This window comes from Faecalibacter sp. (genome assembly GCF_057177045.1).
Genome location: NZ_CM169987.1, coordinates 1,115,938 through 1,132,718 on the forward strand (window position 1 = coordinate 1,115,938; position 16,781 = coordinate 1,132,718).

A 16,781-nucleotide genomic window follows, 5' to 3' on the forward strand; every position below is an offset into this window, starting at 1 on the left:
AATATTAATGAATTGAAATGAAGTTATATCTCTAATTAATTAAAATGCAATATTATTTATTAGCTAACCAATAATATTTCTGAAAAAAATGAGTCCGATTGTTAATCAGACTCATTTATATAATACATAAACTTATGGTGTTAGTGATAAAAATTAATTTCGTAAATGTTTTAAAGATTTTAAGTATTGAATTTTGAAAACTCTTTTAAATCTTAAAGTTTATCTATTTATAGTAATAAAAAAATAGTTTATTTGTTTTCACGCATAACTAAAATTATATTATCAATATTATATTTCCATCAAATGAATCGATGCATCAAATGATTGATTAAGTAAAGTTTTTATATATTCATCACTCCAAAAAGGATGGATAATAACCGTTTTTAGACCATCTTTTTGTTGAAAATAGTAATAGTATTCATCATAAACAAGTCTCGAATCATATTTATTCATTATTAAATGAGTCAAAAAATTGTTAAAATAATCTTCCCAATAAACTTGAGTAAAATCTAAATCGACCATACTATTTTCAGATATCATGGCCAGATCTAACGCAAATCTCCAATTCAATAAATTATGATGATTTTGGTTATAATAATCTCTTAAGCAATCATAACACGAAGAATTACAATCGTGTTGATGTGATTCTTTAGTTAAAGAATTAAAAATTTTTCCTCCAGGTAATAAATTTGATATGAATACCTTTTGACTAATTTCTAAATCTGAATTTCCATTTAAGTAGTTCGTGTATCCTGCACCATTATCTGCAGTTTCAACAAGAAAGATTTCATGATTTTGTGACGATGGAGAAATTCTATATCCCAAATTAAATTCAGAAATTTCTATATCTAATTCATCACAAATTGACTTACGAACTAAATAACCCCATGATAGAAAAATTGCTTTCTGATATACATTTGTTGGATCAAAAAAATAGTTATTATTCATCTTTTGTAATTGCAAAGTAAGAACTCCAGTTTTTTGAGTTGCAATTAAAGCGAAATTATTCTCTTGAATTACACTTATATTTTTATCATGAAGCAAGTCTTTGACAACCCATCGATTTGTATTACGAATCTTTCCTAATTTAAATAATTCACCATTATTATCATTGATTTGATGAACAATACCTTCATCAGGTATTACGTTCGATGAAATCAAAATATTTTTTAAAACAACTTCATTTGTTAAATTAGAATTTGGATCCAACGAAATTTCACCTGCTCTGGAATTAAATTCAAAACGACCATCAAAATCTTTTGAAGGATGATCATAATCAATACAAAATCCTTTTGGAGATATAACATTAAGTTCTTTTAAAGAATGTTTACATTGTAAACATTTTTTATCATCTGTTGGAATTGAATGAATGGTTTTACAATTAACACAACGATATACTCCTGTTCTTAAAGAATGAGATAAATCTTCTTCAATAACTTGTCCATGACTATATCCATAAGATACAATTCCTACACTCTTTAATATTTTCTTATCTTTTATTATTTCTCCACCTGGAGCAAATTCAGATATAGCTAGTGATAAACTTCTTGAAACTACATTTTCCGCAGGAAGTCGTGTCGGAGCTCTTTCATACAAAGCTCTAACTTGCGTAGGGAATCCAAATAAAGGTAAAATTCCTGCATTAGCCAATTTTTCACTTAAATCAATTTGAGGAAAGTCAATTTTATTTGCACAAATACCATCAATTTCCTGAGTTAACTTCAAAATTTTTTCTTCATAGATCTGAGGAGTAGGCATTACAATATTTGCCCCTATTCTTAACTTCTCAATAATATGAAATACCTCATGTTGATTGTTTTCTACAAATGAGATTAATTTTTTACGGTTATTTGGCCATTCATAATCTTTCCCAAAATTACCATGAACATTTGAAGAATTAACATTTTCATTTTTAAAAACACGATTTAATATTTCTTTGTAAACAAATCTTAAGAAAATTTGCTCACGATTCATCTCTAAATATGGATCAGCTGGTGTAGCAGAAACCATACGATGAGATTCATTATAATGTGTTTGATCATGAGAATTTCCTTTAGCAACTGTTAGTGCTATCGATACTGGACTACCTCTACGACCAGCACGCCCTACACGCTGTTGATAATTAAATCTTTGCGGTGGAACATTTCCCATCATAACAGCAGTTAAAGATCCAATATCTACACCTGCTTCCATAGTCGTAGTAACACTTAATAAATCAATTTCTTCAACCAATTTATTTTCATGATCTAACAACCGTCCTTGAAACAGTCGTTGACGATTTCTTGCTTCATTAGAATCTGTCTGTCCAGAAAGCTCCTCACAGTGCAATCGTAAATTTTCATTCCGCTGCATTTTCGTAAGATGAAGGTAATAATTACGATTTAATATTCTTTCAATTATTTCATTTTCTGCTTTTTCTAAGGTTGGATTGCAACAATTGGTACAAATATTCTCAAAATTAATTAATTGAATATTACTACATGTATTACATACAAAAGTATCTTGATGATCTTCTTTTAATACGAAATTTAACCCACTTCCAGTTAATACAAATTTATTATCCCTATTCAAACGGTTACTTTGTAAAATAGCTAAAAATTCATTTTTAAAAGGATGACGATAACCTTTGAAGCCTAAACATGCCCTTGCATATTTCCATATTTTTTGGGGTAAAGACGTAAAATTAGTATTCATTTGGCTTGATTCTATTCGATACGATTCCCCCAATAATTTAATACAATTGGTAATAAACGAAATCGAATATGTACAGTCCCCTTGTATATTAGGTTTTAAATACCCTATATTTAAGGATTCAAATGACCTCCTACTTCCAGCTAATAAACTTATAATGATCTCATCATTTAATGATTTTCTCAATTTTTTATAAAAAGGTACATCCTCAAATTCTTTAAAATATTCGACCTCAAAATCTATTTGTAAATGCCAAGGTAAGCCATTAGAATCATAAAGTAATGAATCTTTAGGTCCTCCAGGATTTATTCCCTGTTTATAAAATCCAACTGCAATTTTGTCTACAATGTTTTGAATGGAAATACCAGCTTTCGAATCTTGTTTTATTTTTTGAAGTAAACGTTGATATACATTTTCATCAGGTTCATCATGATAATCTTCTATAGCATTATATAATACTTCAATTTTTTCATTTTCTCGTTTCTTTTGACGTAACAAACGTTTATTTTCTTTTGAAATTTCATCATTTAAAAAATCAATTAATAATTCAAATACAGATGATTCTTTATCTAATCCTTTAAGTAGGAAGTATCTGACCAAATCTTTATAATGATCCAATTCAATTCCTGCAGCCAATTTAGCAGCTGCTTGTCTACTATCAGAAAATAATACTAGTTTAGCTGTTTTAGAATCTTTTTTTTGTAATGATCGCATTAATCCATCTGCCATCAATTGGTTTATTTTTTGTACCCCTGTATAATGACGATGGATGGGAGTTAATGAATTTTCATCCAAGCGATCTTCTCTTAAACTTGTTCCGCAACATACACATACATTAGGATATCGCGCTTGATAATCATTATTTACATTAAAAACCAACGCATTTTGATGAATACGATCAAATGACCATTCATTGTTCTTATGATTTAACGATATAAAATTCCAATTCGACAATTCCTTATTATTATTTTCATCTAAATCATCAATTGAAATCTTACCATTATTATTATTGTAAATAACACGACTTATAAAACGATCTTTATCTAATGTTGGATTCTGAATTAATGAATGTAAATTAGTTGTCGTTTCTGATTGTTTATCTAACCAAGATTCTAGATAGATTTCTCCACACTGTCGACAATTTAATACTTCTAATACCACTGAACCACATCCACATTTAGATTGAGGTCTTTTATATAATTTACCTACATTTCTACCATCAAATTGAAAATGTTTATCAACTTGCGTACATTGAGGATTTACACATGCCCATAGTCCATCGACATTCCGAAAAAAGAAATGGGAACGAATGGGCTGAAGAGTATTCCCTTTATGATCTTTCAATAAAGTAAGTGAAGCTAATATTTGAGTTAATGCTTCTATTGCAATATTAAATTCATCATGGGGAAAAAGATCAATGGCTAATTTATCTGCTTCTTTTGGCTGTATTAAGTGAAATTTTAAATGATTTAATACATTATATTTTTCAAATAAATTATCCAATTCTTCATCATCTAATTGATCCAGATTTATAAAATCTGTTGCTGAAAGAATATTTTTTTGTGGTTGTATTTCTACTTTGTAATCTTTTACAATCGTAAATCGTTCATTAATTTGTGTCTCATTAATACCGAAAAATCCTGATATAAATTTTTTTACACGAGGAGTATCTTGCATCGATGCACTTGAACACAAAAATTGCAATTGTTTTGAATCTGGTGCTAATCCTAATCGATGCAACAATAATCGAATTAAGTATGCAACTTCTGTTCCACCAGTGCCGCGATAAGAATGCAATTCATCTATCACCAAATGAAAAACATGATCTTCTGATTCCTCAAGCCATTTTCTTGTTTCTTCAAATATCCCTTCTTCTTCCTTACGATTCAGCATAATATTTAACATGCTGTAATTTGTAATTAAAATATCAGGCGGAGTATCTTGAATTGACCAACGATCACATAACTCTATTTCAGGATAATCTCGATTCGGTATATCTAATAAATAATCTGGAGTAATCTCCTGGTCTTGTTCAACTAATAATTTTAAAGCATTCCACTCTGAATCATATTGCTCTAATGCTTTTCTATTCTTATTTTGACTCGTACGATTTTCTCGATTTCCAGAAACTGGTGTTAATCCTGTATAACGTGCAAATGTAATATAATCACTATTTAACGACTCATCAAACCATTCAATCACTTCAGCCGTAGATAATGTTCGTCTTAAACGTCTCATTTGATCTTCTGCTAAGGCATTCAATGGATATAGTATTAATCCACGTACAGCAGGGCGTGAAGACCTCTCTTTTGTAGAATTTAACTTTTCATTTAGGATATCATAAAATAACGGAAATAAAAAACATTCCGTTTTTCCTGAACCAGTACCTGTAGTCACAATCAAATTTTTACGCTCAATAACCGCTGTTTTGAATGATTCAAATTGATGCATATAAAGTTGACTTTTGTGAGTTCCAAAATTTGGGAATAATCCTTTTCTAACAAAAGATGAAAACCGTTGATCGAGATCTAATTCATCACAAATATTTTCGATTGTATCATAACTTTCATATTTGGGGGTAAACTCTATTATCGGATATTTTGTTATCGTGTCATCAGAATTCAATAATTCATTTCGTTCATCTTCTAACTTTTTATTACTAAAAAATAAACTAGTGTCAATGTATTTTTGATATGTAGTTTTTAAATCTGTCCAAACATTAAATAAATTTTCTTTCATCGCTTAGTATATACTAGTTTAAGAGGATTAAGTATTTGTTGTACCTGCTTTTTATTTAAATTAAATTGATTTTTAGTTGGGAATTCACCTGAATTTAAAACATGTGTAATGAAAAATATTTTATAAATAAAATTAGGTAGCAAGATCCCTTTATTGACCTTTAATAACTTAAGTTTTTGATGATAAACAAATGATGGTTGTTTTGCCATTATTAATCGTATAAATAATATTTTTTCAGATTCACTGGCTTTAATTTGATAAAACTTATTAAAATATTTAAATACATATTCAAAAAAAGACTCGTGATGTATAAATCGTTTATAAAGCGCAAAATCATCATCGTATTTTTTGACAGCTATCCAATTATTTTTGAAATAATCATATTTTTCTAAATGTATACAGGTATTAATATACTCCTCATCAATTGTATTCCAATTTTTAATCATTTGTTTAAATGATTTTAGTTCTTTCGAAATTAGATGTAAATTATATTCAACATTATAGTTTTTATCCTCCCATTCTACAAATTTAAAAACAGTTAATCCCAAGTAATGTGCATGTATTTTTTCAACATTTTCATTTAAAAAAGAAGTAGGTAAGTTAACCCCTAAACTATATTCTCCATTAATACTTGTAAATATTTTTGATGCCGTTAAACCATATCTATTTTCATCTACTTGGTCAATTATTCCTAATCGTAATAAGTCATAAAATGGAGATAGTTGAGAAACTTGATTTTCTTCCCTTAATAAATTTTTAATCTTTTCAAATTTGATTGATGTTTTTCCTAATGCATAATTATAAATAAATACATCATATAAAAACTTTTCCATACTTCTAGAAATATTCGTCACTATAGTCTTGTGCTGCTTTATTGAACTTAATAAGATTTAAGTCAATAACCTCCTCTGTTGGAATATCCAATAGATTAACCGAATTTAAATGTGGTAAACATTTCCAGTTTTTAAAAGTTGATGCATTTAATTCAAATCCAAATCCCTCAATTTCCTCATCGGTGCGGATTAATATAATTTTTAAATTTGATGGAAGAGAATGTACTCCATCAATTGTCGCTCTAATTTTATTTGAAATATCTAAAATAGGTTTTCCATAACATTCAAAACTAGCGATATTAAAATCTTGCAAAATGTAAAAATAATGATGATGGGTGTCCTTAGAAGCCTGCTCTATCACAGATAAAAATCCATTATCTCGCCATGATTTAAATTTTAACCAATCTGCCTCTGCATGTTGAATTGCAATTTTAGCATCTCCTATCTGACGTAATAAATTAAGTACAAATGCTGTATTGTTGGCTAAAAAAAAATGATTATTCTTTAAAAGAATTAGTCCCTCCTCATATTTTCCTTCGTGAGGAATACGAAATTTATATTCATCTTTCAAATCATCATAAAAATCATACAAATTTGTGAAATTTGGCTTACCCGCCAAATGATCTAAATATTCAACACGACCTTGGTCTTCAATCAAATTCTTGGATTGAATATTTGAATGAGTTAGTGGTTGGATATCCGCCATCACTTTAATGGAAGCTACTATTTCTTCTTTTTTTGAACTCATTACTTCCATCTGTTCTTTAATTGCCTCCAATTTTTTGTGTTCTTCTTGAATTAAATCCTCATAATAAACCAATTCAACCTTTTTCTCACTTAGGATTCGTTCCTGATAGCGTATATTCTCTTTTATATCTTTCATCGCTAAAGCCTTAAATTCTTCAACATGCTGATCAATTGTATTTTTAATCACAATTGACCATGCTGACTCATTTTGATACAGTTGCTCTAATTGTTTGAAAGAAATGGTTAATTGATGCAAGTAGTTTTCAGCTCGCTTAAGCCTTACAGCATCTAGTCCTGTATTTTGTTGATTTATTTCAGTAATTTTTTTTCTTACATCTAAAATTAAATTCAAATCTGCTCGATCAATTGATATTCGATCTTTTAAAAATTCAACCAATTGTGCTGGTGTACTGCAATCTACATTTTTTATCTTTGTATGGGGTTCTCGAATTAAATACAAATGCTCTAAAAAATCATCTTCAATTAATTCTTCAATATGGTATTCAAACGCATTGGTTTCTTTACCTACCAGAGGTAAAATACTATTCTTTTCAATTTTAAATGGACCAAAAATATCTATATTATCACATAGATAAATTCGTGTGAAATGTTCTGGTAATAAATTTTTTGAAAAAAGAAATTTCGAAATATTTTCCAAATCCAAATAATCTTCAGCTACATAATCTGAAGGAATATCAATAACAGGTATACCAATTTTAACAACACTTCTTAAACCAACATAAATATTTCGATTGGTATCTACATCAAAATTGATTTTTGATGGAGTTATTTCAATTAAATCATTTAGTTGGATATTCTCTCCATACTCATAAATTTTATTCGAAAATATAACTCCTGAGGTATGGAATATTTCTTGAATTTTTTCTGGATCATTGATGTATTCATTTTCAATTTCAACTCCAATTACTTTACAATTACCTCCTTTACCATCAAATGCACGATCTAAAGTTATCGCTATTATTTTATTAATGTTTTCCATCGTTATATTGGTTTAGTGCGTTTTTTATAATATGTTGAGATTCTTTTCTTTTAAATTGTTTTTGGGGATCTATTATTACATTAATCCATTGATTAATGGTAAATTCTTCTTCTGTTGAGTCATCTATCGAATTAATATAAAATCCGTGCATAACACCTTCAGATGAATATTCCATTTTTTTCAAGTCAAGTTGAATTTCGGGTAATTCGATATGATCCATTATTGAAATTGGTTTAACTATTTCGAATGTATAAGTTGAAAACCCATTCACTTTTATTATATATTTTCCTGAACCATTTGGTTGATTATTAACTACTCTTTGTTGATCACGATATAATCGAAAAGGCGTTCCGTCAATTGATTCAATACGAGGGGGATTAGATTCAAGATATTGTCGTTTGGTACTAATTTTTTTTCCAATGATTTTTATCGGATATATTTTGGTATGATAATCGTTTAGAAATTCAGGAATTTGATCATTTATATCAATCAATACAGCATAAATTGAAGGTAAACCTTCTTTAAGCTTTAAGGGCTTAACTATATTTGATTGCAATTGATCATATAATTCCTGAGAAGAAGTCAGAACAATATAAGAATTTTCCAATTCAATTTGTTTACACATCGAAAACTCTGTTTGATATATTTTATCCTTTCTAAATAACGTAATATCATTTTTTCGGATAAAAGGATATGGATTATCCACTTCATCAAAAGCTTCATCATAAAAAATAACCACATCATTTTCAATTGTCGCAATATAGTTCTCTGTAGTAATATTCCTTTTAGGCAAAGCACTATTGAATTTCATCCATTCCGATGAAATATAGAAATCAAATATTTGTCTTCTTTTTATCTTCTCATCATTTTCGGAAAGAATCCTAAAATTATTTTCTCGAGTCAGTTGTTGAATTAAACGAGATCTATATTTCTTATATTCAGAAATAAAATCATCAAAATGTATGGTTTCATAATTAGAATAAATAAATTGATAAAAATTTCGATACTCTTTTAAATCTTCATAATTCAAAATACATTGTGATTCTGGATATTGTGTATATCTTCCAGCGTTCGATTTTGGTTCTGGGATAGATAATAATATATCTTTTTGCTCAAAAAAGCTTTTTGCATGTAACCATAACTTTTCTTGAATATTTAAATTTTCATTATAATTTTCTGAGAATAGCTGTTGTAATCGTTGGGCTGATGAAATACCCGTTAAAACAATAAATCGATCCCTAAAATTAGCCACAGTTGCATTCCTATCATTTTGCATCATAAATGCAGCATGGCATTGTAAGGCTAATAATCCAAAATATTTCGGTATTGAACTTTCATAATTCAACAACAAAGACCAATCGTTATCTTTTATTTCTTTAAATGTTCTAATAATACTTTCATCCTCAATTAATGATTCAAAATCACTTTTGGGAATTGTAAGGGTATTATATTCACCTCGTATCAGATTTTCAATATAATAGGAATATACGGCTCGATTAAATAGACGATAATTCATAGAGAAGGGTTTGGAAAATTAAATATTATGCCTTAATTCAAGATGAAAACGCAAATTATAGTAAATATTGTATAAAAGCAAAAATATAGTTTAAAAAAAACCTCAACCAATGAATGATTGAGGTTAAATATTATGATGAGGTGCAATAGGATTGATTATATTCTACCACCAACACCTTTAAACTTATCTATAAACGCACTGATGCGTTGAAATACGGTTTGTTTCTTTGTTAGGTATTGTGGATTTAACGGACTCATTTTTGGTAAAATGGCATTTAATTCTGTACCGTTAGAACTTGCGTATTCCCGTTTTAAAGAAGATTCGATGTAGCGTTTTGTCGCTTCTTCGTTTAAGTTTTCCTCTACGATTAATTCAGTCGCTTCTTCTTTTTGTTTGACTTGCGCATATTTAAAGAACGAATCAATAACCGTTGCTTTATCTGGTATGGAATCTAAATCTGTTTCGTTAATGAAATCCACTACTAAAGATTCTTTTCCTCTATTCCCAATACTTGCACGAATTACTCGACTTATTTCTTCAACTAATTCGGCTTTGTTTTTTGTTTTTTTGTTGTGCTCGAAGATTAATTCTAAGATGTAATCTAAATTAATTTCTTGAGATTTTAATAAATCAACTTCAAAAACTACATCATCCCAATCGATTCCACCATCTTCTGGTTGTTTCCCTTCTTTTTCTTTTCTTAACCAATCACGAATATCATTATACGTCGAACGATAATCTTGTTCTACACGTTGTGGTAACAACTGAATCTTTTGCATCACAGCTAAATCATCATCTGAAACATGGTATATTTCTTTGAATTCTTCTACAGCAGTCGTATCGCTTTGGTCAATGCTTTGTAAGGCTTTTAGACTTGTGAATTCATCGTAGTTTTGTAAGATATTTTCAACACGTAAGTATTCCCCAAATAATTTTGTAAACTCCTTTTTATCCTTCTCCTTTTCAATTGCATCTGGATTTGGGAATTTTGTATTTAATTCGTTAACTACTTCAATAAATCCTCTACGTGCATCACCTGTTGAAGCGTCGGTAAAACCTTCTAAATATTCTTTGTAGCTTTTCTCTAAAACAACATTCTTCGTGTTTTTATTTCCAAATAATGTGATGGCATCAATCGTTGCTTGTTCTAAATCGCGGAATGTAACAATATTTCCAAAAGATTTTGTTGCATCTAAGATACGATTGGTACGAGAAAATGCTTGAATTAAACCATGGTAACGTAAGTTTTTATCAACGAATAAGGTATTTAATTTTGGTGCGTCAAATCCAGTTAAAAACATACCGACAACGATTAATAAATCGATTTCTTTGTTTTTTACTCTTTCTGAAAGATCACGGTAGTAATTCTGGAATTCATCGCTATCTACACCATAACTTGTTTTGAACATCTTATTGTAATCGTTGATGGCTTTCGTTAAGAATTCTTTTGCTGTACTGTTTAAAGCAGAAGGCTCGAATGATTCGTCTATGATTTCACCAATTGCTGATTGTTCTTCGTTCGCTGCAAAAGAAAAAATCGTCGCAATCTTCAACGGTTTTTCACTGTCTATTTGCTGACGGTTTAATTCTTCGTAATAATGTTTAGCTGCTTCTACGCTACTCACGGCAAACATCGCATTGAAACCGTTATTTCCGCCTTTTGTACGGTGTGTTTTAATGCGGTAATTTTGTAAGATGTATTTCGAAATTTCGCTGATACGTGCAGGATGCAGAAAGGCTTTCTTCGCATCTTCTGCATTCAATTTCTTTTCATCTATTTCTGTCTCAACCCCTTTGAATTGAGGTTTAACATTGTGATAATCCACTTTGAATTTTAATACCTTTTCATCTCTGATGGCATCTGTAATCACATAAGAATGTAATTCAGTTCCAAAAACACTAGCTGTAGTTTCTGCACCCAATGCATTTTCAGGGAAAATTGGCGTTCCTGTAAATCCGAATTGGTAATATTTTTTGAATTTCTTTTGCAGATTTTTTTGGGCTTCACCAAATTGAGAACGGTGGGCTTCATCAAATATGAAAACAACTTGTTTATTGTAAATATCCAGCTCTTGATCCCCCTTCATTAAGTTGTTTAACTTCTGAATGGTCGTCACAATAATTTTGTTGTCGTCTTTTTCGATATTTCGTTTTAAACCTGCTGTACTGTTTGAACCGTTGACACTATCAGGCGAAAATTTTTGGTATTCTTTCATGGTCTGAAAGTCTAAATCCTTACGGTCTACCACGAAAAATACTTTATCGATAAAATCTAATTTAGTGGCTAAACGAGCAGCTTTGAAACTGGTTAAGGTTTTCCCTGAACCGGTAGTATGCCAAATGTACCCACCACTTTCTAAAGATGACCATTTTTTGGTTTGATAAGCACTTTTAATTTTCCATAAAATACGTTCGGTTGCTGCAATCTGATAAGGTCGCATGACCAATAATGTATCTTTGATGTCTAAAACCGTATACGTTAGTAATACATTTAATAACGTGTTTTTTTGAAAAAATGTGGCTGTAAAATCCTTTAAATCTTTGATTAAGGTATTATCTGCTTTTGCCCAATTCATCGTGAAATCGTAACTGTTTTTGTTACGCGTAACGGTATTGGCAAAATAACGTGTATCTGTTCCATTCGAAATTACAAACAACTGCAAGTATTTGAATAGCGAATTATCTGAATTAAAGCTCTCTTTGGAATAACGATGGACTTGATTAAACGCTTCGCGAATGGCTACGCCACGTTTCTTCAGCTCTACTTGAATCATCGGTAATCCGTTGACCAAAATAGTTACATCGTAACGATTGGCGTGCGAACCAGTTTGTTCGACCTGTGAGATAACCTGTACTTTATTACGTGTAATATTCTCTTTATCGACTAAATAGATATTTTGGATGTGTCCATCATCAAACACAAAATCGTAGATGTGGTTATCGTGAAGTTTACGCGATTTATCGACTAAACTATCACTTGGTTTATCTAAATATTCTACAAGAAAACGCGCCCATTCGTTATCGGTAAATACCATATTATTCAATGCTTGTAATTGTGTACGCACATTGACTAACATAGCTTCCGTTGATTTGAGATGAGTCGGATTTTCGTATCCCAGATTAATTAAATCTTGGATGAATTCTTTTTCTAAGGCAGCTTCTGATTGATAAGCCACTGGAGCTTCATTTAATTCGTAGAATTTGGTGTATTTGTCCAATACAATGTAATTGTTGGATTCTGCGATAGTCTTGTACATCTTATGTTATTCTAGTAGCTGTTAATGGGTTGTATGGTTTAGATTCTAATTTGTTTCACTTTCTAAATTGCATTGCATTGCTCGAAATGACGTGAGCAATATGTTGCGTTTTTTTATGGATTGCTTCACGTTGTTCGCAATGACGGTGAGTGAGCAATGATTGGATTGCTTCACGTTGTTCGCGATGACGGTGAGTGAGCAATGATTGGATTGCTTCACGCTGTTCGCAATGACGGTGAGTGAGCAATGATTGGATTGCTTCACGCTGTTCGCAATGACGGTGAGTGAGCAATGATTGGATTGCTTCACGCTGTTCGCAATGACGGTGAGTGAGCAATGATTGGATTGCTTCACGCTGTTCGCAATGACGGTGAGTGAGCAATGATTGGATTGCTTCACGTTGTTCGCGATGACGGTGAGTGAGCAATGACTGGATTGCTTCACGTTGTTCGCAATGACGGTGAGTGAGCAATGATTGGATTGCTTCACGTTGTTCGCAATAACGGTGAGTGAGCAATGACGTGGAGTTACCATTCATTAATTTCATCCCATAAGTCAATCCAATTTGGGTTGAGTGTTTCTATTTGTTTTAATTTATTTTTTCGGTTACCTGCTTTTATTCTTTTTTCCTCTGTTATTGCGTCTTCAATTGAATGGAAGCTTTTGTAATAAACTAAGATTGTGCAGTTATATTTTGCCGTAAAAGATTCGGGATTATATTTTGTTTTATGCTCGTATACACGTCTTTTTAGATCGGCTGTTACGCCTGTGTATAGAGTACCGTTTCTTTTGTTTGCCATAATATAGACTACACCTCCTTTTTTCATTTTGGTTTACTGGTTTGGGTTCTGGATTGCTTCGCTTTGCTCGCAATGACGGTGAGTGCACAATGACGTTTGTTACACTCGTGATTACGTGGTTTGCTTCGCTTTGCGTTGGTTCCTGGATTGCTTCACTTTGCTCGCAATGACGGTGAGTGCACAATGACGTTTGTTACACTCGTGATTACGTGGTTTGCTTCACTTTGCGTTGGTTCCTGGATTGCTTCACGTTGTTCGCAATGACGGTGAGTGTACAATGACGTTTGTTACACTCGTGATTACGTGGTTTGCTTCGCTTTGCGTTGGTTCCTGGATTGCTTCACGTTGTTCGCAATGACGGTGAGTGCACAATGACGTTTGTTACACTCGTGATTACGTGGTTTGCTTCACTTTGCGTTGGTTCCTGGATTGCTTCACTTTGCTCGCAATGATGTGGATTGCTTCACGTTGTTCGCAATGACGGGAAGCTTAATAACTTTTCTCTGTAATATTCGTATTGTTGGGTTCTTAGTTTAATTTCTTTTGTAATTTCTTCTTCGATGGCTGTATGTGTTGCATCGAATTGATCTAAGAGTTTTACAATTCGTTCTTGTTCTGCTAATGATGGGATTGGAAAAATATATTCCATTATTTTTTGTTTATTTCCACGTGGCATTTTTGCACCCTTTGCATGTTGCATATTGTATTTAAAAAATTCATCATTTGAAAGAATATGGTATAAATATTTATGATGAATTATTTTATCAATAATATTAATAACTAATACATCTCCATTTGAACCACCATCGCAATCAGCTAACCATATTTTTTTTAAGTAAGGTCTAATATTTCCAATTAAAATATTATTAGTTAAAAATGCTGTTGAATTACCTTCTGTTGGTATATGTTTTGAATTTATTTTACCACCTCTATTTTGTAATAAATTATCTACACCTACATAATTTGATTCATTTAGAAATGTGAAGTTTATTCTTTTCTTTGAATATTCTGCAACATCTTTTAAACTTTTCCATTCTGCCTTACCTTCCTCAAACCTAAACAACTGCTCACGGAAGAATTCGAATTGTTTTTTACGGTTTTGGCGTTCCGTTTCTAATTCGGTTTTTAATTGGTTGGTTAAAGAAGTTAATTCGTCTAAAACACGAACAATTTCTTGTTGGATTTCAAGAGATTTTTCTGGATTATCTGGACAAGGGATTGGGAATTGGATTTCAAGCATTCTACCTTTTGTAAGTTTAGCCCTTTCACCACCAGTTAAATAAGGTTTAAAATTTATAATTTTTAAATAATAATAAAGGAATTTTGTTTCAATACTATTCTTTCCTTTTAAAACATGTACATGATTATTTGCCCAAAACTTACCATTTGTATATTGTATTGAATAATTTTCAAGACTTGATGAACCATCTTCAGCTATCAATACATATTCACCATCGTGAGTAAATCCTTCAACATAATCTTGGATATTATTGGCACCATAATAAGGAATTTCCCCACTTGATCTTAAAGATGCTTTTACTGGTTTTCTTCCATTATTTGCAATCTCTATAAACTGTTCATTTCCAAGTTTAATCCAATCCACATCAACCCCTTGTAATAACTCGTCTAATTTGCTCATCCTTCGATTTCTTTAATTAGGTTATCAATTGCTGTGCGTAACGTTGTAATGTTGTTTACAGTTTCTGCTAGCTGGGTATTTAAGACTTCAATGTCTATCACTTCGCGTGTATCTACTGCTTCTACATACGAACTTACCGAAAGGTTGTAATCGTTTTCTGCAATTTTCGCATTGTCTATCGTTAAAGCAACGTGTTCTACATTTTCTTTCGAATCGAATAACTGCATAATCTTCTCGATATGCACATCCTCTAACATGTTGTTATTGGTAACTTTCTTGTAGAAGTCTTCACTTGTTGCATCGATAAATTGTGTGGTATTCTCGGATTTGTGCTTTGATAACACTAAGATGTTTACCCCAATCGAAGTACCGAAGAATAAATTTGCAGGTAAGCTAATTACGGTTTCTACAAAGTTGTTGTCCACCAAGTATTTTCTGATTTTTTGTTCTGCTCCACCACGGTAGAAAATTCCAGGGAAACATACAATGGCTGCACGCCCTTTGCTTGATAAGTAATTAAGCGCATGTAAGACAAAGGCAAAATCAGCTTTTGATTTTGGTGCTAAAACTCCTGCAGGTGCAAAACGATCGTCGTTAATTAACGTGGGATCATCCGAACCTACCCAATTTACCGAATAAGGAGGATTTGACACAATGGCATCGAAAGGTTTATCGTCGATAAAATGAGGATCAGTTAACGTATCTCCTAATTGGATATTGAATTTATCGTAATTGACATTGTGCAAAAACATATTCATACGTGCTAAGTTGTAGGTTGTATGATTGATTTCTTGTCCAAAGAATCCATCTTCGATAATGTGGTTATCGAAGTGTTTTTTAGCTTGTAATAATAATGATCCAGAACCAGCGGCAGGATCGTAGATTTTGTTCACCGAAGTCTGTTTGTGCATCGCTAATTGCGCAATCAGTTTTGATACGTTTTGAGGTGTAAAAAATTCACCTCCCGATTTCCCTGCATTGGCTGCATAGTTAGAAATTAAGAATTCGTACGCATCCCCGAATAAGTCGATTTGACTATCTTCGAAACTTCCAAAATTTAACTCGGCAACTCCTTTAAGGATTGCAGTTAATCGTTTGTTTTTATCTTCTACGGTATTTCCTAAACGTGTACTTGTTGTATCAAAATCGGCGAATAACCCTTTGATATCTTGTTCAGACTCGTATCCATTCGCGGAGTTTTCAATATCTGTGAATATCGCTTTTAGATCTGTATTTAAGTTTGAATTTTTGTGTGCTTTATCGACTACATTACAAAACAATTGACTTGGGTAAATGAAGTATCCTTTTGTTTTGATGGCGTCGTCTTTGATTTCTGGTGTGATAATGTCGTCTGCTAATTTTGCATAGTTTACGCTTTCATCTCCACCTTCGATGTAATTGGTAAAGTTTTCACTAATAAAACGGTAGAATAGTGTTCCTAACACAAAGTGTTTGAAATCCCATCCGTCTACTGAGCCACGTACTTCGTTGGCGATTTTCCAGATTTTAGCTTGTAGTTCTGCTCTTTGGGCTGTATTTGTCATTCAGTATATTTTATC

General features: G+C 31.4%; 9 protein-coding genes. All 9 read right to left on the reverse strand.

Annotation, left to right across the window (positions count from 1 at the left end):
* Positions 1 to 288: 288 nt before the first annotated feature.
* The 9 genes from AC1QSP_RS05065 to AC1QSP_RS05105 all read right to left on the reverse strand — a co-directional run bounded on the left by AC1QSP_RS05065 (position 289) and on the right by AC1QSP_RS05105 (position 16,766).
* Positions 289 to 5,430, reverse strand: coding sequence for a DEAD/DEAH box helicase (locus AC1QSP_RS05065; RefSeq protein WP_484080068.1), 5,142 nt, complete (start codon positions 5,428 to 5,430; stop codon positions 289 to 291).
* On the reverse strand, positions 5,427 to 6,263 hold the full coding sequence (locus AC1QSP_RS05070; RefSeq protein WP_484080069.1) for a hypothetical protein: 837 nt from the start codon (positions 6,261 to 6,263) through the stop codon (positions 5,427 to 5,429). Before AC1QSP_RS05070 ends, AC1QSP_RS05065 begins: the two co-directional genes overlap by 4 nt.
* A 4-nt stretch (positions 6,264 to 6,267) precedes the next feature.
* Positions 6,268 to 8,010 carry a hypothetical protein gene (locus AC1QSP_RS05075; RefSeq protein WP_484080070.1) on the reverse strand — a complete coding sequence of 581 codons (1,743 nt, stop codon included), beginning with the start codon at positions 8,008 to 8,010 and terminating at the stop codon, positions 6,268 to 6,270.
* On the reverse strand, positions 7,997 to 9,526 hold the full coding sequence (locus AC1QSP_RS05080) for a hypothetical protein (RefSeq protein WP_484080071.1): 1,530 nt from the start codon (positions 9,524 to 9,526) through the stop codon (positions 7,997 to 7,999). The genes AC1QSP_RS05075 and AC1QSP_RS05080 overlap by 14 nt, the downstream gene beginning before the upstream one ends.
* A 155-nt stretch (positions 9,527 to 9,681) precedes the next feature.
* Positions 9,682 to 12,783 carry a type I restriction endonuclease subunit R gene (locus AC1QSP_RS05085; protein WP_484080072.1) on the reverse strand — a complete coding sequence of 1,034 codons (3,102 nt, stop codon included), beginning with the start codon at positions 12,781 to 12,783 and terminating at the stop codon, positions 9,682 to 9,684.
* 55 nt (positions 12,784 to 12,838) lie between these two features.
* Positions 12,839 to 13,321, reverse strand: coding sequence for a hypothetical protein (locus tag AC1QSP_RS05090; protein WP_484080073.1), 483 nt, complete (start codon positions 13,319 to 13,321; stop codon positions 12,839 to 12,841).
* Positions 13,311 to 13,610, reverse strand: coding sequence for a GIY-YIG nuclease family protein (locus tag AC1QSP_RS05095; RefSeq protein ID WP_291049589.1), 300 nt, complete (start codon positions 13,608 to 13,610; stop codon positions 13,311 to 13,313). Before AC1QSP_RS05095 ends, AC1QSP_RS05090 begins: the two co-directional genes overlap by 11 nt.
* 436 nt (positions 13,611 to 14,046) lie before the next feature.
* Positions 14,047 to 15,222 carry a restriction endonuclease subunit S gene (locus AC1QSP_RS05100; RefSeq protein WP_484080074.1) on the reverse strand — a complete coding sequence of 392 codons (1,176 nt, stop codon included), beginning with the start codon at positions 15,220 to 15,222 and terminating at the stop codon, positions 14,047 to 14,049.
* Positions 15,219 to 16,766, reverse strand: coding sequence for a type I restriction-modification system subunit M (locus tag AC1QSP_RS05105; protein ID WP_484080075.1), 1,548 nt, complete (start codon positions 16,764 to 16,766; stop codon positions 15,219 to 15,221). Before AC1QSP_RS05105 ends, AC1QSP_RS05100 begins: the two co-directional genes overlap by 4 nt.
* Positions 16,767 to 16,781 lie beyond the last annotated feature (15 nt).